Source organism: Microbacterium fluvii (genome assembly GCF_025515205.1).
Lineage (GTDB): Bacteria > Actinomycetota > Actinomycetes > Actinomycetales > Microbacteriaceae > Microbacterium > Microbacterium fluvii.
The window spans coordinates 412,208-431,962 of sequence record NZ_JAOPFX010000003.1 but is presented as its reverse complement, the minus strand read 5'-3'; the positions used below and the strand labels follow the sequence as shown (position 1 = coordinate 431,962).

14 protein-coding genes and 4 rRNA genes are annotated in these 19,755 nt (G+C 66.4%); all 18 read right to left on the bottom strand.

Annotated features, from left to right (window positions below):
* Positions 1 to 26: 26 nt before the first annotated feature.
* The 18 genes from OAW74_RS13250 to rrf (OAW74_RS13165) all read right to left on the bottom strand — a co-directional run bounded on the left by OAW74_RS13250 (position 27) and on the right by rrf (OAW74_RS13165) (position 19,673).
* The gene (locus tag OAW74_RS13250) at positions 27 to 1,145 is read right to left on the bottom strand and encodes a prephenate dehydrogenase (RefSeq protein WP_262874967.1); all 1,119 of its coding nucleotides are present in this window, start codon (positions 1,143 to 1,145) and stop codon (positions 27 to 29) included.
* A gap of 5 nt (positions 1,146 to 1,150) precedes the next feature.
* Positions 1,151 to 1,930 (bottom strand): pseudouridine synthase, encoded by a 780-nt coding sequence (locus OAW74_RS13245; RefSeq protein WP_262874839.1) that lies wholly within the window; start codon positions 1,928 to 1,930, stop codon positions 1,151 to 1,153.
* Positions 1,927 to 2,529, bottom strand: a complete 603-nt coding sequence (scpB, locus tag OAW74_RS13240) for an SMC-Scp complex subunit ScpB (RefSeq protein ID WP_262874838.1) — start codon at positions 2,527 to 2,529, stop codon at positions 1,927 to 1,929. Before scpB ends, OAW74_RS13245 begins: the two co-directional genes overlap by 4 nt.
* Positions 2,519 to 3,391 carry a segregation and condensation protein A gene (locus OAW74_RS13235; protein WP_378734004.1) on the bottom strand — a complete coding sequence of 291 codons (873 nt, stop codon included), beginning with the start codon at positions 3,389 to 3,391 and terminating at the stop codon, positions 2,519 to 2,521. Before OAW74_RS13235 ends, scpB begins: the two co-directional genes overlap by 11 nt.
* Complete coding sequence (locus OAW74_RS13230) at positions 3,375 to 4,208, bottom strand: ParA family protein (protein WP_262874965.1); 834 nt, start codon at positions 4,206 to 4,208, stop codon at positions 3,375 to 3,377. The genes OAW74_RS13235 and OAW74_RS13230 overlap by 17 nt, the downstream gene beginning before the upstream one ends.
* Positions 4,209 to 4,296: 88 nt before the next feature.
* Positions 4,297 to 5,220: a site-specific tyrosine recombinase XerD gene (gene xerD / locus OAW74_RS13225; protein WP_262874837.1), complete on the bottom strand. Its 924-nt coding sequence runs from the start codon at positions 5,218 to 5,220 to the stop codon at positions 4,297 to 4,299.
* A gap of 10 nt (positions 5,221 to 5,230) precedes the next feature.
* Positions 5,231 to 5,854, bottom strand: coding sequence for an NUDIX domain-containing protein (locus OAW74_RS13220; RefSeq protein ID WP_262874836.1), 624 nt, complete (start codon positions 5,852 to 5,854; stop codon positions 5,231 to 5,233).
* Positions 5,854 to 7,551 (bottom strand): CTP synthase, encoded by a 1,698-nt coding sequence (locus OAW74_RS13215; protein WP_262874964.1) that lies wholly within the window; start codon positions 7,549 to 7,551, stop codon positions 5,854 to 5,856. Before OAW74_RS13215 ends, OAW74_RS13220 begins: the two co-directional genes overlap by 1 nt.
* A 65-nt stretch (positions 7,552 to 7,616) precedes the next feature.
* Positions 7,617 to 9,305 (bottom strand): DNA repair protein RecN, encoded by a 1,689-nt coding sequence (recN, locus tag OAW74_RS13210; protein WP_262874835.1) that lies wholly within the window; start codon positions 9,303 to 9,305, stop codon positions 7,617 to 7,619.
* The gene (locus OAW74_RS13205) at positions 9,302 to 10,234 is read right to left on the bottom strand and encodes an NAD kinase (protein WP_262874834.1); all 933 of its coding nucleotides are present in this window, start codon (positions 10,232 to 10,234) and stop codon (positions 9,302 to 9,304) included. The genes recN and OAW74_RS13205 overlap by 4 nt, the downstream gene beginning before the upstream one ends.
* Positions 10,231 to 11,031, bottom strand: a complete 801-nt coding sequence (locus OAW74_RS13200) for a TlyA family RNA methyltransferase (RefSeq protein ID WP_262874833.1) — start codon at positions 11,029 to 11,031, stop codon at positions 10,231 to 10,233. The genes OAW74_RS13205 and OAW74_RS13200 overlap by 4 nt, the downstream gene beginning before the upstream one ends.
* Complete coding sequence (locus tag OAW74_RS13195; protein ID WP_262874832.1) at positions 11,028 to 11,183, bottom strand: hypothetical protein; 156 nt, start codon at positions 11,181 to 11,183, stop codon at positions 11,028 to 11,030. The genes OAW74_RS13200 and OAW74_RS13195 overlap by 4 nt, the downstream gene beginning before the upstream one ends.
* A gap of 77 nt (positions 11,184 to 11,260) precedes the next feature.
* A 5S ribosomal RNA gene (gene rrf / locus OAW74_RS13190) occupies positions 11,261 to 11,377 on the bottom strand.
* A gap of 100 nt (positions 11,378 to 11,477) precedes the next feature.
* Positions 11,478 to 14,583, bottom strand: a 23S ribosomal RNA gene (locus OAW74_RS13185).
* Positions 14,584 to 15,000: 417 nt separating this feature from the next.
* A 16S ribosomal RNA gene (locus OAW74_RS13180) occupies positions 15,001 to 16,524 on the bottom strand.
* Together the 16S, 23S and 5S rRNA genes form the textbook arrangement of a ribosomal RNA operon.
* A gap of 508 nt (positions 16,525 to 17,032) precedes the next feature.
* Positions 17,033 to 18,070: an HAD-IIA family hydrolase gene (locus OAW74_RS13175; RefSeq protein ID WP_262874831.1), complete on the bottom strand. Its 1,038-nt coding sequence runs from the start codon at positions 18,068 to 18,070 to the stop codon at positions 17,033 to 17,035.
* Positions 18,070 to 19,479, bottom strand: a complete 1,410-nt coding sequence (locus tag OAW74_RS13170) for a primosomal protein (protein WP_262874830.1) — start codon at positions 19,477 to 19,479, stop codon at positions 18,070 to 18,072. The genes OAW74_RS13175 and OAW74_RS13170 overlap by 1 nt, the downstream gene beginning before the upstream one ends.
* 77 nt (positions 19,480 to 19,556) lie before the next feature.
* Positions 19,557 to 19,673 (bottom strand): 5S ribosomal RNA (gene rrf, locus OAW74_RS13165).
* Between the last annotated feature and the right edge of the window lie 82 nt (positions 19,674 to 19,755).

Here is a 19,755-nt window from a genome sequence, read left to right as displayed (position 1 = left end):
TCACGGTCCCTGAGCCTGTCGAAGGGTCAGTCATTGGTGGTGCTCGCAATCTTCCAGCCGCGTGCTTCGAGACCCCGCACGGCACGCTCCACGGCGGAGGGCACGACGCTGATCTCGGCGAGGCCGAACTGGGCGCCGGGAGAGTGCTCCAGGCGCAGGTCTTCCACGTTCACGTCGAGCTCGCCGAGCTCGCCGAACAGTCTTCCGAGCTGGCCGGCGGTGTCGTCGACCATGACGACCAGCTGCTCGAAACGGCGCTTCTGCCCGTGCTTGCCCGGGAGGCGCCCCACGCCGTCGTTGCCGCGGCGGATGGTGTCGGCGACGGCCCGGCGCGAGCCGGGCGCGTCGGGGTCGCGCAGGGCGTCGGCGACCGACGCCAGGTCGACGGCGAGCGCGTCGAGCACGTCGACGACGGGCTGCGCATTGGCCCCGAGGATCTGCACCCACAGCTCGGGGGCCGATGCCGCGATGCGGGTCGTGTCGCGCACGCCCTGGCCGGCGAGCCCCAGGAACTCGTCGGGAGCCCCGGTGAACCGGCCGGCGAGCAGGCTCGCGACCAGCTGCGGCACGTGCGAGACGAGCGCGACGGCCCGGTCGTGCTCGTCGGGCGACATCTCGACGGGCGTGGCGCCGAGGTCGAGGGCGAGCCCCTCGACGATCGCGAGGTCGGCCGACGCCGTCTCTTCGTCGCGGCACACGACCCAGGGGCGCCCGATGAAGATGTCGGCGCGCGCCGAGATGGCACCGCCGCGCTCCCGGCCCGCGAGCGGGTGGGAGCCGATGTACTTGGCGAGGTCGACCCCGCGCTCGCGCAGCGCCGTCAGCGGCTCGAGCTTGACCGAGGCCGTGTCGGTGACGACGGCGTTCGGGTAGGCGGCGAGCTCACGCTGGATGACGTCGGCGGTCACATCGGGCGGCACGGCCACCACGATCAGTGCGGGGTCGTCGCCGTCGGCTTCCCGGCGACCCGCGCCGTAGTCGACGGCCAGGCGCAGCTGCGCGGGCGAGGCGTCGGCGAGCGCGACATCGACGCCCAGGCGCGAGAGGGCGTGCCCGATGCTCGAGCCCAGAAGGCCCGCGCCCACGATCCGCACCGTCCCCGACGTGCGTGCAGCCAGTGCTCCTGCGGCGCGCGCGTCGGCGATGCTGGTCACGGTGTCTCCTGGTCCCCCGGGTCACGGCGCGCGAGAGTCAGCAGAGCGCCACGTTCCACTGTAGTCAACTCGCGGGCCCGCCCCGCTGGGAGCGTGCCCAGGTGCAGCGGGCCGAACTGGCGCCGCACGAGCTCGACGACGGGGTGGCCGACCGCCGCCATCATGCGGCGGACGATGCGGTTGCGTCCAGAGTGCAGCGTGAGCTCGACGAGGCTCGTACCCCGCTCCGAGCCCAGCAGCCGCGCCTTGTCTGCGGCGATGGGGCCGTCCTCGAGCTCGATGCCCTTCGTCAGCTGCGCGACCGTCTGCGGCGTGACCCGGCCGTCGACCTTGGCGATATAGACCTTGGTCACCCCGAACGACGGATGCGCGAGCACGTGGGCGAGCTCGCCGTCGTTGGTGAGCACCAGCAGACCGCTGGTCTCGGCATCGAGGCGCCCCACGTTGTAGAGGCGCTCGGGCCAGTCCTTCGTGAAGCGACGCAGGTCGGGACGGCCGTGCTCGTCCTTCATGGTGCTGACCACGCCCGTGGGCTTGTTGAGCATGACGTAGCGCTTGGACTGATCGAGCTGCACGGCGACGCCGTCGACGTCGACGAGGTCGTTCTCGGGGCGGATGCGGCTGCCCAGCTCGGTGACGACCACGCCGTTCACGCGCACGCGCCCCTCGACGATCAGCTGCTCCGACACGCGACGCGACGCGACGCCCGCGTTCGCGAGCACCTTCTGCAGCCGCACGCCCTCGTCGTCGGCTCCCTGAGCCTGCCCAAGGGTCACCGCACGACCTCCCCGTCGAAGCCGGCCGATCCGTCATCGAGCAGCGGCGAGATCGGCGGCAGCTCGTCGAGCGAGTTGATGCCGAGGTGGCCGAGCAGGGCATCCGTCGTTCCGTAGTTGATGGCCCCCGTCTCGCTGTCGGTGAACAGCTCGGTGATGAGGCCGCGCGCGAGGAGGGTCCGCACCACCGAGTCGACGTTGACCGCGCGGATGGATGCCACCTGGCTGCGGGTCACCGGCTGCTTGTAGGCGATGACGGCCAGGGTCTCCAGCGCCGCCTGCGAGAGGCGCGAGGGCGCCTGCGCGTTGACGTACTCGCTGATCATCTCGTCGTGCTCCTCGCGGGCGTACAGCCGCCAGCCGCCGCCGACCTCGCGCAGCTCGAAGCCGCGCCGCGGCCCGCCGCCGGAACCGTCGTAGTCGGCCACGAGCGTCTCGATCGCCTGCCGCACGGCCGGCACCGGCGCGGCGACGGCGGCGGCGAGCGCGACGAGGCTCTGCGGCTCCTCGACGATCAGCAGGATCGCCTCGAGCTTCTGTGCGACGGTGGTGGCAGCATCCGCCTCGGTCACTGAGCTTGTCGAACGGTCAGTGGTCATAGTCGGCCCCCAGGGTCGCGAGATTCTCGTCGGACCACCGGTCGGCGGTCCAGCGCAGGGTGAGTTCGCCGAGCGGCTCGAGCTGCTCGAACGACAGCGCGGCATGGCGATAGAGCTCGAGCACCGAGAGGAACCGCGCCACGACGATGCCGGGCTGGGTGACCCCTGCGACGAGCTCTCGGAAGTTCAGGCTGCCGGCATCGCGCAGCAGTGTCACGACGACCGCGGCCTGTTCGCGGATGCTGACCAGCGGCGCATGCAGATGGTCGAGCCCCACGTGCGGGATCTCCTTGGGCGCGAAGGCGAGGAGTGCGAGCGCCGCGAAGTCGTCCTTCGACAGGCTCCAGACGAGCTCCGGCACGGCGTTGCGGTACTTCGCGTCGAGCTTGACGGTGCGGGCGTGCCTGCTCTCTTCGCGCTGGAGGCACCGGGCGAACCACGCCGACACCTCTTTGAACGCGCGGTACTGCAGCAGGCGCGCGAACAGCAGATCGCGGGCCTCGAGCAGCGCGACCGACTCCGCATCGACGAGCTCGCCCTGCGGGAGGAGACCTGCGACCTTCATGTCGAGCAGGGTCGCGGCCACCACGAGGAACTCGCTGGCCTCTTCGAGCTCTTCGTCGGACTCCACCTGGCCGAGGTACGCGATGAACTCGCCGGTCACCGCCGACAGGGCGACGTCGGTGATGTCGAGCTCGTGCTTGCTCAGCAGCGTGAGCAGCAGGTCGAACGGGCCGTCGAAGACGCCGAGCGAGACGCGGAACCCTTCGACTCGCCCTTCGGGCTCGCTCAGGGACCGCCCTTCGACAGGACCGGATGCGACAGCATCCGCGTCGTTCGACGGATCAGGCGACGGCACCACGCGCGACCAGCTCTCGCGCCAGTCGCAGATAGGCCTGGGCGGCCGCGTGCTCGGGCGCGAACTCGGTGATGGGCATCCCAGACACCGACGCGTCGGGGAACTTGACGGTGCGCCCGATGACCGTCTCGAGCACGTCGTCGCCGAAGGCCTCGACGACCCGCTCGAGCACCTCGCGGGAGTGCAGAGTGCGCGGGTCGTACATCGTGGCGAGGAGCCCGTCGAGGGTGATCGCGGGGTTGAGCCGGTCGCGCACCTTCTCGATCGTCTCGATGAGCAGGGCGACGCCGCGCAGGGCGAAGAACTCGCACTCCAGCGGAATGAGCACACCGTGGCTCGCGGTGAGCGCGTTGACGGTGAGCAGGCCCAGCGACGGCTGGCAGTCGATGAGGATGACGTCGTAGTCGCCGGCGACCTGGCGCAGCACGCGGGCCAGGATCGTCTCGCGCGCCACCTCGTTGACCAGGTGCACCTCGGCGGCCGACAGGTCGATGTTGGCCGGGATCACGTCGAGGTTCTCGACCGACGAGTGCACGATCACCTCGCGCGGGTCGCGCTTGGTGTCCAGCAGCAGGTCGTAGATCGTGGGCACGTCGTGCGTCGGGATCCCGAGGCCCGCCGACAGCGCGCCCTGCGGGTCGAAGTCGACGGCGAGCACCTTGCGCCCGTACTCGGCCAGCGCCGCGGCCAGGTTGATGCTCGTCGTGGTCTTGCCGACGCCGCCCTTCTGGTTGCACAGGGCGATGATGCGGGCGGGGCCGTGGCCGTCGAGCTTGGGTGGTGTCGGAAAGCCGTGGTACGGACGACCGGTGGGTCCCATCGTGGTCTCGTCCGACGACTTCGTCGTACCCCGCTTGCTGCCCGCCACCGGCGTTCCTGCCCTTCTCACAGTCGTCACCCGATTCTAGTCATCGGGCGCGCGGGTGCGAGGTCGCGTACACGTCGCGCAGCGCATCGACCGACACGTGGGTGTAGATCTGCGTGGTCGCCACCGACGCATGGCCGAGCAGCTCCTGCACGACGCGCACATCGGCGCCGCCCTGCAGCAGATGGGTCGCGAACGAGTGGCGCAGCGTGTGCGGCGAGACGTGGGCGGTCAGCTGCGCGCGGGCCGCGGCATCCTGGATCACCTTCCACGCGCTCTGCCGCGACAGCGGAGCGCCCCGCGCCCCCAGGAACAGCCGAGGTGTGGCGCGACCCCGACGCGACAGCTCGGGCCTGGCGCGGGTGAGGTAGGCCTCGAGCGCGGCGCGGGCATACGAGCCGACCGGCACGATGCGCTCCTTCGAGCCCTTGCCCCGCACCCGCACGATCTCGCCCTGCGCGAGGTCGTCGACGTCGAGCTGCACGACTTCCGACACGCGCGCTCCGGTGGCATAGAGCAGCTCGACCAGCGCCCGGTCGCGCAGGGCGACGAGATCGGTCTCGGTCGCCGCTCCCGGAGCGGGGCCGGAGGCATCGAGCAGCCGCTCGACCTGGTCGATCGTCAGCGCCTTCGGCAGTCGCTGCGGAGCCTTGGGCGGCCGGAGCCTGCCCGTGGGGTCGTCGGAGGAGATGCCCTCGCGCGCGAGAAAGCGGTGCAGCCCCCGCACCGACGACTGCAGACGAGCGAGGCTCGATGCTGCCGGTGCCGGCTCTGCCGACGCACGCGCCGCGGCGAACTCCGACACGAGCCCCGTGGTGACCTCGCCGGTGTCGGTCACCGCCCGCTCGGCGAGCCACGACGAATACGCGGCCAGGTCGCGCCGGTAGGCGCCGACGGTGTGCTCGGACAGTCCGCGCTCGATCGTGATGTGCCTCAGGTAGGCGTCGATCGCGCGGTCGAGCTGCATACCGCGGAATCTACCCGCCGACAGGGCGCGAACGGCGCGCCCACTCGGAATCGGCCGCGGCGAGCGTCGACCAGCCGCGCGCGCGCGAGGCGAACGCGGTCATGGCGCCCACGACGAGCGACGGATTCTGCAGACGCCGGTCGAGCACCGCGTCGACCACCTCGTCGAGGGGCGCCCACCGCACCTCGATGTCGGCCTCTTCCGCCGTGCGGTCGAACGCCTGAGGTGCGGGCCGCAGCCCTCGGGCCAGGTAGATGCGGATCGCCTCGTCGCTGCCGCCTGGAGTCGTGTAGAACTCTGCCAGCACATCCCAGCGGTCGGCGACGAGGTCGGCTTCTTCCGCGAGCTCGCGCTGCGCCGAGGCCAGCGCCGCTTCGCCGTCGATGTCGAGCAGCCCCGCCGGGATCTCCCAGTCGCGCGCGCGCACGGGGTGACGGTACTGCTTGATCAGCAGCATCCGATCGTCGTCGTCCAGCGCGAGGATCGCGACGGCGCCGGTGTGGTCCATGTACTCGCGCACGATGGTCTCGCCGTTGTAATCCACCTCATCGCGGCGGATGTTCCACACCCGGCCCTCGAAGACCGTCTCGGTGCCGATGACCGGCGCTGCGAACGGCTCGTCGCTGAGCACCATCAGTCGTTCTCGACCTCGAACAGCTCGCTGGCGCGGTGACGCTCCAGCGCCGCGCCGATGAGGCCGCGGAACAGCGGATGCGCCTGCGTCGGCCGCGAGCGCAGCTCGGGGTGGGCCTGCGTGGCGATGTAGTACGGGTGCACGTCGCGCGGCAGCTCGATGTACTCCACGAGGTTGCGGTCGGGCGACAGGCCCGAGAACACCAGGCCCGCCTCGGCGATCGACTCACGGTACGCGTTGTTGACCTCGTACCGGTGACGGTGGCGCTCCTGCGAGGTCGACGAGCCGTAGAGCTCGGCCGCCAGCGACCCCTCGGCGAGGTCGGCGGTGTACAGCCCCAGGCGCATCGTGCCGCCCATGTCGCCGTGCTCGATGATGTCGACCTGCTCGGCCATCGTGGCGATCACCGGATGCTGCGTGTCGGGGTCGAACTCGCTCGACGACGCGCCCTCGATGCCGGCGGCGTGACGGGCGTATTCGATGACCATGCACTGCAGGCCCAGGCAGATGCCGAGGGTCGGGATGCCCTGCTCGCGGGCGAAGCGCAGGGCCCCCACCTTGCCCTCGATGCCGCGGATGCCGAATCCGCCGGGCACGACGATGCCGTCGATGTCGGCGAGCGCCTTCTCGGCGCCCTCGGCGGTCTCGCAGAGGTCGGAGGGGATCCAGGTGATCTTGACCTTGGTCTCCTGCGCGAAGCCGCCGGCCTTGAGGGCCTCGGTCACCGAGAGATAGGCGTCGGGCAGGTCGATGTACTTGCCGACGAGGCCGATCGTCACTTCGTGCTTGGGGTTGTGCACGGCGCTGAGCACCTTCTGCCACCGCGTCCAGTCCACCTCGCCCGCCTTGGCGGCAAGGCCGAGGCGCCGGGTGATGTAGCTGTCGAGGCCCTGCTCGTTGAGCGTCGAGGGGATGTCGTAGATGCTCGGCAGGTCGACGGTGTTCACGACGCCCTCGACGTCGACGTCGCACATGAGGGCGATCTTGTTGCGGTTGCTCTCGCTCACGGGTCGGTCGCTGCGCAGCACGAGCGCGTCGGGCTGGATGCCGACCTGGCGCAGGGCCGCAACCGAGTGCTGCGTGGGCTTGGTCTTCTGCTCGCCCGAAGCGCCCATGAACGGCACGAGCGAGACGTGCACGAAGAACACGCTGTCGCGGCCGAGCTCGTGACGCAGCTGTCGGGCGGCCTCGAGGAACGGCTGCGACTCGATGTCGCCGACGGTGCCGCCGACCTCGGTGATGATCACATCGGGCCGGGGGTCCTCGGTCGCCTGCAGGCGCATGCGGCGCTTGATCTCGTCGGTGATGTGCGGAATGACCTGCACGGTGTCGCCGAGGTACTCGCCGCGGCGCTCGCGCGCGATTACCTGCGAGTAGATCTGACCGGTCGTCACGTTCGCGGCCTGGCTCAGCTCGATGTCGAGGAAGCGCTCGTAGTGGCCGATGTCGAGGTCGGTCTCGGCGCCGTCGTCTGTCACGAAGACCTCGCCGTGCTGGAACGGGTTCATCGTCCCGGGGTCGACGTTCAGGTAGGGGTCGAGCTTCTGCATGACGACCCGCAGACCCCGCGCCGTGAGGAGATTCCCCAGGCTCGCCGCCGTCAGACCCTTACCCAAAGAAGAGACGACACCGCCGGTCACGAAGATGTGCTTGGTGGTGTCGCCAGTCGATTCCGCTGCTGAGTCTGAAGTCTGCATCACGGGCTTTGATCCTATCAGTCGGAAACGGGGGCAGGCTGTGGACTCACCGCATCGGCGGTCTCCTACGGCGCCGCGCCGGTGGTCAGCAGCTCTCTGGCGTGGGTGAGCGCGGCCGCCGAGTCGGGAGTGCCGGACAGCAGGCGTGCGATCTCTGCCTCGCGATCGGCGCCGGCCAGGGCGCGCACATCCGACGCCGTCACCGAGCCGTCGTTCGCCTTGACCACGGTGAGGTGATTGGTGGCGAAGGCGGCGACCTGGGCGAGGTGGGTCACCGCGATGACCTGGGAGTTCTGCGCGAGGCGGGCCAGGCGGCGCCCCACCTCGATCGCCGCGGCGCCGCCGATGCCGGCATCCACCTCATCGAAGACGAACGTCGGCACGGGGTCGACGGCGGCGATGACGACCTCGATCGCGAGCATGACGCGGCTCAGCTCACCGCCGGAGGCGCCCCTGCTCACCGAGCGCGGCGTGGCACCGGGGTGGGGGGCCAGCAGCAGCGCCACCTCATCGCGTCCCGCGGCGCTGGTCGCCGTCTCGGTCACCGCGACGGTCAGGTTCGCATCCGGCATCGCGAGCGCCCTCAGCTCGGCGGTCACCGCTGCGCCCAGTCGCCCGGCCGCCGTCGTGCGCGCGGCGGTGAGCGCGGCTGCCGCCTCGTCGAGGGCGGATGCTGCGGCATCCTGTTCCCCGGCGAGCCGGTCGATGCGGTCATCGTCGTCGTCGAGTTCCACCAGCCGCGCCGAGCCGGTCTGCAGCAGCTCGAGCGCCGCGTCGAGCGTGCCGTGCTCGCGTACGAGACCGCCCAGCACAGCCCGACGCTCCTCGACCGCGGCGAGCTCGTGCGGGCCCGACTCGTCGAGGTCGGCGAGGTAGCCGGCGAGGTCGCCCGCGAGGTCGGCGGCGCGGTACTCGAGGTCTGCCAGCTGCGTCGACAGCTGCGTGAGCGCGTCGTCGCCTGCCCGCTCGAGCGTGCGGCGGGCCTCGGCGAGCAGCGCCTGCACGTCGGGGGCGTCGTCGTCGGCAGACAGGGCCTGATGGGCGGATGCCGCCGCCACCCGCAGCTCTTCGGCGTTGGCGAGGCGCTCCGCGCGGGCGGTGAGCTCGAGGTCCTCTCCCGGCTGAGGATCGGCCTGCTCGATGCCGGCGATCGCCGCCCGCAGCTGCTGAGCCTCGTCGGCACGGGTGTCGCGGTCGCGCACGAGCGCCGACAGCTCGTCGTCGACGGCACGGAAATGCTCGTACGCGGCGCGGAACGTCTCCAGCGCTGTGGCGACCGCGGCGCCGCCGAAGCGGTCGAGGGCGTCGCGCTGCGCGACCGCCGAGCGCAGCCGCAGCTGGTCGGACTGTCCGTGCACGACCACGAGGTGATCGGCGAGGTCCGCCAGCACGCCGGCCGGCGCCGCACGGCCGCCGACGGTCGCTCGGCCTCGGCCTTCGCTCGAGATCGATCTGCCCAGCAGCAGCTCGGCCGATCCGCCGCCGATCGGCTCGAGGTCTCCCCCTGCCTCCTGCACGCGCTCCGCGACGACACCGTGCTCAGGAACGATCCAGGTGCCGTCGACCGCGGCCTGCGCGGCGCCGGCGCGCACGACGCCGGAGTCGGCGCGCTGACCGAACAGCAGCCCGAGACCGGTCACCACCATCGTCTTGCCCGCGCCGGTCTCTCCGGTGATCGCGGTGAACCCAGGGCCGATGGGCAGCGTCGCCTCGGCGATCACCCCGAGATCCCGCAGGCGCACCTGCTCGATCACGGCGCCTCGCCCGAGATCGCCGCCGGCCCCCGCCAGCCCGAGACGGGCAGACGGAACTTGCGCACCAGTCGGTCGGTGAACGCCGCCGGGTGCAGCCGCGCGAGCCGCACGGGGTGCTCGGAGCGCCGCACGACGACGCGTGCCCCCGGCGGCAGGTCGTGCGAACGACGACCGTCGCACCAGAGGATGCCGTTGACATCCGTGCGGTCGAGCACCTCGATCGCGACGGAGTGCTCGGGGCCGACCACGAGGGGCTTGGCGAACAGGGCGTGCGCCGACAGGGGCACCACCGAGATGGCCTCGACGGTCGGCCAGATCACCGGACCGCCTGCCGAGAAGTTGTAGGCGGTCGAACCCGTCGGGGTCGAGACGACCACGCCGTCGCATCCGAACGACGACAGCGGGCGGCCGTCGATCTCGATCACGACCTCCATCATGCGCTCGCGTGCCGCCTTCTCGACGGTCGCCTCGTTGAGCGCCCAGGTCTCGAACACGACGTCGTCGGCGGTGTCTTTGACGCGCACCTGCAGCGCCATGCGCTCCTCGACGCCGTAGTCGCGCGCGATCACGCGGCGCACCGCCGCGTCCATGTCGTCGCGTTCGATCTCGGCGAGAAACCCCACGTGCCCCATGTTGATGCCGAGCACCGGCGCGGTGCCCTCTCGCACGAGCTCGGCCGCGCGCAGGATCGTGCCGTCTCCGCCGAGCACGATCGCCAGCTCGATGTCGTCGACGGGCACCTCGACGCCGAGGATCGCGATGCCCTCGGGGTCGGGCAGCGCCTGCACGAGGGTGTCGCGATCGTCGGCCGGAACGACCGGCCGGGCACCCGCTTCGCGCAGCGCCGCCACGACGCGCGCCGCCGCCTGCACGGTGTCGTCGCGCAGGGCGTGCACGACGACCAGGATGCTGCGGTCTTCGTCGCTCATCTGCTCCCCGTCAGTCGGTCCACGGTCTGCAACCATTCTGTCGGATTGTCGCCGCGCCCCGGCGCGAGGTGCACGACGAACTCCGCGTTGCCGTGCGTCCCGGCCAGCGGAGAGGCGATCACTCCGAGGGTTCCCAACCCCGCATCCCAGGCCGCCCACAGCACCGTCGCCACGGCGTCGGACCTGGCGGCAGCATCCGTCACGAGGCCGCCCTTGACCGCCGTGCGCCCCACCTCGAACTGCGGCTTCACCAGCAGCACCAGATCGGCTGCCGGGGCGGCGACAGCGGCTGCCGCCGGCAGCACGTGCGTCAGCGAGATGAACGAGAGGTCACCGGTGACCAGCTCGGGTGCGGCGGCGATGCCGCTGGCGGCGGCGAGCGACTCGGGCGTGAGGTAGCGCACGTTCAGCCCCTCGACCGATATGACCCGGTCGTCGCCGGCGATCTCGGGCGCCAGCTGACCGTGGCCGACATCGACGGCGATCACGCGGTCGGCGCCGCGCTCGCGCAGCACCTGGGTGAATCCGCCTGTCGACGCACCCATGTCCAGTGCGAGTCGGCCCCGCGGGGCGACTCCGAACGCGTCGAGCCCGGCGATGAGCTTGTGCGCGGCACGGCTGACGTAGTGGTCGGCGGCGGCGACCTCGATCAGGGCGTCGTCGGCGACCTGCGCCGACGCCTTCACGACCGGCATGCCGTCGACGGTCACGAGTCCCTGCGTGATGAGCGCCTGGGCCTGCGTGCGCGAGCGCGCCAAACCGCGCGCGGCCAGAGCCGCATCGAGTCGCGACGTCATGACCGCGGCACGGGTGCCGACTCGAGCCGACGCGCCAGCACATCGTGCAGACCCTCGTAGGCGTGTGCGCGGGTCTCGAGCGGCTGCGCCTCGATCACCTCGAGCGTCGAGACGAGATCGTCACGGTCGTCGGTGTCAGGCGTGCGGTCCATGCACCCCAGAATACTCGGTGCACGGCCCGTAAACGGGAAAAGGCCACCCAGCGTTGGGTGGCCTTTTCTCGGAAGAAGTCCGGCGGTGTCCTACTCTCCCACAGGGTCCCCCCTGCAGTACCATCGGCGCTGTGAGGCTTAGCTTCCGGGTTCGGAATGTAACCGGGCGTTTCCCTCACGCTATGGCCGCCGAAACACTATTGATGTTTCAGTCTGCATAACAAAGTCATTGTCATGCGGTTCTCGACCGTACATCGAGAACCACTCAGTGGACGCAAGCACCAAGAACGGTGTGTTATCAAGTCATCGGCTTATTAGTACCAGTCAGCTGCACGTGTTACCACGCTTCCACATCTGGCCTATCAACCCAGTAGTCTGGCTGGGAGCCTCTCGCCCGAAGGCATGGAAGTCTCATCTTGAGGCCGGCTTCCCGCTTAGATGCTTTCAGCGGTTATCCATCCCGAACGTAGCTAATCAGCGGTGCTCCTGGCGGAACAACTGACACACCAGAGGTTCGTCCAACCCGGTCCTCTCGTACTAGGGTCAGATCCTCTCAAACTTCCTACGCGCGCAGCGGATAGGGACCGAACTGTCTCACGACGTTCTAAACCCAGCTCGCGTACCGCTTTAATGGGCGAACAGCCCAACCCTTGGGACCTACTCCAGCCCCAGGATGCGACGAGCCGACATCGAGGTGCCAAACCATGCCGTCGATATGGACTCTTGGGCAAGATCAGCCTGTTATCCCCGAGGTACCTTTTATCCGTTGAGCGACAGCGCTTCCACAAGCCACTGCCGGATCACTAGTCCCGACTTTCGTCCCTGCTCGACCTGTCAGTCTCACAGTCAAGCTCCCTTGTGCACTTACACTCGCCACCTGATTGCCAACCAGGTTGAGGGAACCTTTGGGCGCCTCCGTTACTTTTTGGGAGGCAACCGCCCCAGTTAAACTACCCACCAGGCACTGTCCCTGAACCGGATTACGGTTCGAAGTTAGATATCCAGAGTGACCAGAGTGGTATTTCAACAATGACTCCACGGTAACTGGCGTCACCGCTTCAAAGTCTCCCACCTATCCTACACAAGCCACACCGAACACCAATACCAAGCTGTAGTAAAGGTCACGGGGTCTTTCCGTCCTGCTGCGCGTAACGAGCATCTTTACTCGTATTGCAATTTCGCCGAGTTCGCGGTTGAGACAGTTGGGAAGTCGTTACGCCATTCGTGCAGGTCGGAACTTACCCGACAAGGAATTTCGCTACCTTAGGATGGTTATAGTTACCACCGCCGTTTACTGGGGCTTAAATTCTCAGCTTCGCCTTGCGGCTAACCGGTCCTCTTAACCTTCCAGCACCGGGCAGGCGTCAGTCCGTATACATCGTCTTGCGACTTGGCACGGACCTGTGTTTTTAGTAAACAGTCGCTACCCACTAGTCTCTGCGGCCTCCAAACGCTTTCGGAGCAAGTCCTAATACGTCGAAGGCCCCCCTTCTCCCGAAGTTACGGGGGCATTTTGCCGAGTTCCTTAACCACGATTCTCTCGATCTCCTTGGTATTCTCTACCTGACCACCTGAGTCGGTTTGGGGTACGGGCGGCTAGAACCTCGCGTCGATGCTTTTCTCGGCAGCATAGGATCACCCACTTTTCATCCGCATCGTGTCTCAGCCTGTATGAGAGACGGATTTGCCTATCTCTCGGCCTACGCACTTGCCCCGGGACAACCATCGCCCGGGTTGGGCTACCTTCCTGCGTCACACCTGTTAATACGCTAACCGCACCAGCATGGGGTCGTGCGCTAGCTCCAACGTTCTCACCCCGAAGGGATCGATACAGAGGAATTCGGGCACTTAGCACCACTGGATTGATTGGGGCGGTTCTTCGCCGGTACGGGAATATCAACCCGTTGTCCATCGACTACGCCTGTCGGCCTCGCCTTAGGTCCCGACTTACCCAGGGAAGATTAGCTTGACCCTGGAACCCTTGGTCTTTCGGAGGACGTGTTTCTCACACGTCTTTCGCTACTCATGCCTGCATTCTCACTCGTGTAGCCTCCACGGCTGGTTCACACCGCCGCTTCGCTGGCCACACGACGCTCTCCTACCCATCAACACGGCTGGACCACGAAGGCCTACCAATAATGTCAATGCCACAACTTCGGTGGCGTGCTTGAGCCCCGTTACATTGTCGGCGCGGAATCACTTGACCAGTGAGCTATTACGCACTCTTTCAAGGGTGGCTGCTTCTAAGCCAACCTCCTGGTTGTCTAAGCAACTCCACATCCTTTCCCACTTAGCACGCGCTTAGGGACCTTAGTTGGTGGTCTGGGTTGTTTCCCTCTCGACTATGAAGCTTATCCCCCACAGTCTCACTGCTGCGCTCTCACTTACCGGCATTCGGAGTTTGGCTGACGTCAGTAACCTTGTAGGGCCCATCGGCCATCCAGTAGCTCTACCTCCGGCAAGAAACACGCAACGCTGCACCTAAATGCATTTCGGAGAGAACCAGCTATCACGAAGTTTGATTGGCCTTTCACCCCTATCCACAGCTCATCCCCTCAGTTTTCAACCTAAGTGGGTTCGGCCCTCCACGACGTCTTACCGTCGCTTCAGCCTGGCCATGGATAGATCACTTCGCTTCGGGTCTAAGACATGCGACTGAATCGCCCTATTCAGACTCGCTTTCGCTACGGCTACCCCACACGGGTTAACCTCGCCACATATCGCTAACTCGCAGGCTCATTCTTCAAAAGGCACGCTGTCACAGCTACCAGGGCTGCTCCAACGGTTTGTAAGCAAACGGTTTCAGGTACTATTTCACTCCCCTCCCGGGGTACTTTTCACCTTTCCCTCACGGTACTTGTCCGCTATCGGTCATCTGGGAGTATTTAGGCTTATGAGGTGGTCCTCACAGATTCACACGGGATTTCTCGGGCCCCGTGCTACTTGGGATACTCTTCGCGCTGCGGAAGACATTTCGACTACGGGGTTGGCACCCTCTATGACCTGGCTTTCAATCCAGTTCGTCTATATCGCCACATCACGCTCGCTGCTCGGCAGAACAACATGAAAAGTCCCACAACCCCGAATACGCAACTCCTGCCGGATATCACACGTACTCGGTTTAGCCTGTTCCGGTTTCGCTCGCCACTACTAACGGAATCGCGGTTGCTTTCTCTTCCTGTGGGTACTGAGATGTTTCACTTCCCCACGTTCCCTCTACCCGCCCTATATATTCAGGCGGGAGTCACTGGGTCGGCACGCCGCCCAGCGGGGTTTCCCCATTCGGACATCCTCGGATCAAAGTGTGCTTATCCACTCCCCGAGGCTTATCGCAGATTGCTACGTCCTTCTTCGGCTCCAGATGCCAAGGCATCCACCGTTTGCTCTTAAAGACTTGAAATCACATGAGTTCAATCAAAGAATCGGATCCGGCCGAAACCGGATCAGAAATTGACTAATGATCTAAAAGATCATCTATGTGAAATGACTCGAAAGTCATCTCAAAGATGCTCGCGTCCACTGTGTAGTTCTCAAAGTACGGGCGGTACCCTTCCCGCCGCCGGCCACGCCGACAACCAGAAAAGGCCCTGAGGTTCGTCTGCTCCCGACCCCGAAAGGTCGAAGCGCATCCGGTCCCTCAGGACCCAACAGCGTGCATGTGCCGGCTCACTCACCCCCAGCGTTCCAGACCCGAAGGCCGTACTGACTCGAAGATCACTCCCCGACACCCCATCAAATGTTCCACCCATGAGCTCCCTGCAGAGACATTCGCTCTGATCAGGGTTCTGGAAGCCCGAAGACTTCAGATGCTCCTTAGAAAGGAGGTGATCCAGCCGCACCTTCCGGTACGGCTACCTTGTTACGACTTAGTCCTAATTACCGATCCCACCTTCGACGGCTCCCTCCACAAGGGTTGGGCCACCGGCTTCAGGTGTTACCGACTTTCATGACTTGACGGGCGGTGTGTACAAGACCCGGGAACGTATTCACCGCAGCGTTGCTGATCTGCGATTACTAGCGACTCCGACTTCATGAGGTCGAGTTGCAGACCTCAATCCGAACTGGGACCGGCTTTTTGGGATTCGCTCCACCTTACGGTATTGCAGCCCTTTGTACCGGCCATTGTAGCATGCGTGAAGCCCAAGACATAAGGGGCATGATGATTTGACGTCATCCCCACCTTCCTCCGAGTTGACCCCGGCAGTATCCCATGAGTTCCCACCATTACGTGCTGGCAACATAGAACGAGGGTTGCGCTCGTTGCGGGACTTAACCCAACATCTCACGACACGAGCTGACGACAACCATGCACCACCTGTTCACGAGTGTCCAAAGAGTTCTACATTTCTGCAGCGTTCTCGTGTATGTCAAGCCTTGGTAAGGTTCTTCGCGTTGCATCGAATTAATCCGCATGCTCCGCCGCTTGTGCGGGTCCCCGTCAATTCCTTTGAGTTTTAGCCTTGCGGCCGTACTCCCCAGGCGGGGAACTTAATGCGTTAGCTGCGTCACGGAATCCGTGGAATGGACCCCACAACTAGTTCCCAACGTTTACGGGGTGGACTACCAGGGTATCTAAGCCTGTTTGCTCCCCACCCTTTCGCTCCTCAGCGTCAGTTACGGCCCAGAGATCTGCCTTCGCCATCGGTGTTCCTCCTGATATCTGCGCATTCCACCGCTACACCAGGAATTCCAATCTCCCCTACCGCACTCTAGTCTGCCCGTACCCACTGCAGGCCCGAGGTTGAGCCTCGGGTTTTCACAGCAGACGCGACAAACCGCCTACGAGCTCTTTACGCCCAATAATTCCGGATAACGCTTGCACCCTACGTATTACCGCGGCTGCTGGCACGTAGTTAGCCGGTGCTTTTTCTGCAGGTACCGTCACTTTCGCTTCTTCCCTGCTAAAAGAGGTTTACAACCCGAAGGCCGTCGTCCCTCACGCGGCGTTGCTGCATCAGGCTTTCGCCCATTGTGCAATATTCCCCACTGCTGCCTCCCGTAGGAGTCTGGGCCGTGTCTCAGTCCCAGTGTGGCCGGTCACCCTCTCAGGCCGGCTACCCGTCGACGCCTTGGTGAGCCATTACCTCACCAACAAGCTGATAGGCCGCGAGCCCATCCCAGACCGAAGTTCTTTCCAGCTGCTGAAGATGCCTTCGCAGCTCGTATCCGGTATTAGACGCCGTTTCCAGCGCTTATCCCAGAGTCCGGGGCAGGTTGCTCACGTGTTACTCACCCGTTCGCCACTGATCCCCAAGAGCAAGCTCCTGGTTCACCGTTCGACTTGCATGTGTTAAGCACGCCGCCAGCGTTCATCCTGAGCCAGGATCAAACTCTCCGTAAAGAAAATTTGCTGCGATCAAACCGGAAAAAGGCTTGAAGCAGCGAGCTTGATCTGACGATCGGATGCCATTGCTGACATCTCGTTTAATCTCAAAAGAATCTCACCGGCCAGCAAAGCTGACCGCGAGGTTATTTGGCATTTGACAAGTGCACGCTGTTGAGTTCTCAAGGATCGGATGCTCCCGCAACCCAGCCACACGACCAGGCCCACCGGGGCAACTTCTCTATCTTAGTCCACGCTGTCGGGCTGTCAAATCGGCCGGCATGCGTGTGAAGCGGATGCTGCCGACTCGACGAATCCTGTCGAGAGTGGAAGTCCTCCTCCGAAGCGGCTCACGCCGACAGACTCGAGAGTCCTGATCGAAGGGGGGTGGTTCTCCACTTGAGGGGGCGAGGCCTTCTGGCTCTTCGCTCTTCCCTGTGGGGCGAACAAGTAAAAACTTACGCGAGATCCGCGGGTCTGCCAAATCGGCACGTGATCCCGGGCGTGTCGCGCCGGAATCCCGCGGCTACGGCCGATGGAAGGGGTCTGCGTACAGCTGCTCCGGCACGCGGAACCCGAAGATCGCCCGACCGGTGTCCCAGATCGCCGTGGCGCCGGCGCGGAGCAGGTCGATCTGCCGCTCCCCCGCCGCGAGGATGCGCACGTCCGCGCCGTCGATCCGTACGGCCGCCTGGCCCACGGTCACCACGCCGTCGCGCACCTTCGCCACAGGGTACGGCTCGTGCAGCTCCCGCAGATCGGAGAGCAGGAACCGCGGCTGCGAATCGGCCGGGCTCGCGAGCACGTGCTTGGGACGGTCCACACCGGTGAGCACGAGCGCCGACGGGATGCCGGCGCGGTTCGCCCCGAGGATGTCGGTGTCGAGCCGGTCGCCGATGAACAGCGGATGCTGCGCACCGAACCGCACGACGGCCTCCTCGAAGATCGGCACCTCGGGCTTGCCGGCGACGGTCGCGAGGCGCCCGACGGCGGTGTGCACCGCCGAGACGAGCGTGCCGTTGCCCGGCGCGATCCCCCGCGACTGCGGAATGGTCCAGTCGGTGTTCGTGGCGATCCAGGGGATGCCGCCCTCGTCCTCAGGCGTCTTCAGCGCGAACGCCGCTTCTGCCAGGTGCGACCAGCCGACGTCTGGAGCGAATCCCTGCACGACCGCTGCAGGTGCATCGTCGGCGCTGCGGGTCACGGCATAGCCGGCCTTCTCGAGCTCGACGACGAGTCCCTCTCCGCCGACCACGAGGATCGTGGAGCCGGCCGGCACGCGCGATGACAGCAGGCGCATGGCGGCCTGCGGGCTCGTGACCACCTCGTCGGGCGCAGTCTTCAGTCCGAGCTCGGTGAGGTGCGCGGCCACGGATGCATCGGTGCGCGAGGCGTTGTTCGTGATGTACCCCAGGCGCCGCCCCTCGCGCGCACGCTCGAGGCTCTCCACCGCGTGCGGCAGCGCGCCCGAGCCGGCGTACACGACGCCGTCGAGGTCGGCGAGCACGAGATCCACGCCGGCCAAGGGCGTCGTCGCACGTGCCTCCCGCGAGAACAGCGCCATCAGCTCTCGTCCGCCTCGGCGGCGGGCTCTTCGGCGGTCTCGCCGGATGCCGCATCGGCAGCATCCGTCGGCATGTCTTCTGCGGGCAAGTCTTCTGCGGGCATCGCCACTTCGGGCTCGTCATCGTCGATCGACTCGACCAGCACCACCTCGGTGTCGTCGAAGCCGGAGGCTGCGTCGAGCGCATCCGCGGCGACCTCGGCACGATGCTGCCACTGCGCCGCCTCGCCGGCGCGGCCGAGCTCCTCGAGCACTGCGGCTCGAGCAGCGAACAGCGCGGGGCTCCATTCGAAAGCCCGCTCCGGATCCAGTTCGGGGATGTCGAGCTCGAGCAGGGCACGTTCGGCCTGCCCGAGGTCCAGACGGGCGCCCGACATCGCGATCGCCAGCTCCGCGCGCACCGCGGGTGCGAGCGCCGCACGATCGACGCTGCGCCCCAGTTCGAGCGCCTGCTCGGGCCGGCCGATTCCGCGCTCGCTGTCGACCATGAGCGCGATCTGATCGTCCTTGCCCGAGATGCGACGGTACGTGCGCAGCTCGCGAAGCGCCAAGGCGAAGTCGCCGATGGCGTACGCCGTGATCGCTGCGGTCTCGCGCACGACGGCGATGCGGCCCGCACGCCGGGTCGCGGCGACGGCATGGCGGTGGGCCAGCTCCGGATCGTCGTCGATCAGCTGCGCGGCCATCGCGAGATGGCGGGCCACCTCGTCGGCGTTCTCCTTGCTCAGCGTCTTCAGCTCGTTGCGGGCGCTGGGGTGCAGGTCGCGGGCGGTGATCTCCTCGGGGATCTCCGGGGCGTCGCTGCGCGGACGCACCGACCGCGTGTCGATCTCGCGCTGGTCGCGCGGCCCCCGGTCCGCGCCGCCGCGACTCGGGTAGCTGCTCGAGCGGCGCTGCTCGCCATCGCGCGGCGTGTAGGGACGTCGCTCGCCGTCGCGCTTCGGATAGGGGCGCTTCTCGCCATCGCGCTTCGGATAGGGGCGCTTCTCGCCATCGCGCTTCGCGTAGGGACGATCGCCGTCGCGCTTGACATAGGGGCGCTTCTCGCCGTCGCGCTTGGCATACGGCTTGTCGCCATCCCGCTTCGGATAGGGACGCTTCTCACCGTCCCGAGGCGGGTACGGACGCTTTTCACCGTCCCGCTTCGCGTACGGCTTGTCGCCATCGCGCTTCGGATAGGGACGCTTCTCACCATCGCGCTTCGCGTACGGACGGTTCTCGCCATCGCGCGGAGCGTACGGACGCTTCTCACCATCGCGCTTCACGTACGGCTTGTCGCCATCGCGCTTCACGTACGGACGCTGCGCGCCCGCGCCGCGCGGAGAAGACGCGCGTCTCGGCGCGCCGGAGGGTCGATCGGAACGACGCCGGTCGCTCGACGCGTTCTCGGGGTGTTCGGTATCCGACATGTCTCGATCCTCTCGCGGAAATCACCGCGTAAACGGGAAAAGGCCACCCAGCGTTGGGTGGCCTTTTCTCGGAAGAAGTCCGGCGGTGTCCTACTCTCCCACAGGGTCCCCCCTGCAGTACCATCGGCGCTGTGAGGCTTAGCTTCCGGGTTCGGAATGTAACCGGGCGTTTCCCTCACGCTATGGCCGCCGAAACACTATTGATGTTTCAGTCTGCATAACAAAGTCATTGTCATGCGGTTCTCGACCGTACATCGAGAACCACTCAGTGGACGC

Coding starts and splice junctions, on each gene's coding strand:
- scpB (WP_262874838.1), bottom strand. CDS start 2,529: ATGACCACTGACCGTTCGACAAGCTCAGTGACCGAGGCGGATGCTGCC.
- OAW74_RS13230 (WP_262874965.1), bottom strand. CDS start 4,208: ATGGGACCCACCGGTCGTCCGTACCACGGCTTTCCGACACCACCCAAG.
- xerD (WP_262874837.1), bottom strand. CDS start 5,220: ATGCAGCTCGACCGCGCGATCGACGCCTACCTGAGGCACATCACGATC.
- OAW74_RS13220 (WP_262874836.1), bottom strand. CDS start 5,854: ATGGTGCTCAGCGACGAGCCGTTCGCAGCGCCGGTCATCGGCACCGAG.
- OAW74_RS13215 (WP_262874964.1), bottom strand. CDS start 7,551: ATGCAGACTTCAGACTCAGCAGCGGAATCGACTGGCGACACCACCAAG.
- OAW74_RS13205 (WP_262874834.1), bottom strand. CDS start 10,234: ATGAGCGACGAAGACCGCAGCATCCTGGTCGTCGTGCACGCCCTGCGC.
- OAW74_RS13200 (WP_262874833.1), bottom strand. CDS start 11,031: ATGACGTCGCGACTCGATGCGGCTCTGGCCGCGCGCGGTTTGGCGCGC.
- OAW74_RS13195 (WP_262874832.1), bottom strand. CDS start 11,183: ATGGACCGCACGCCTGACACCGACGACCGTGACGATCTCGTCTCGACG.
- OAW74_RS13175 (WP_262874831.1), bottom strand. CDS start 18,070: ATGGCGCTGTTCTCGCGGGAGGCACGTGCGACGACGCCCTTGGCCGGC.
- OAW74_RS13170 (WP_262874830.1), bottom strand. CDS start 19,479: ATGTCGGATACCGAACACCCCGAGAACGCGTCGAGCGACCGGCGTCGT.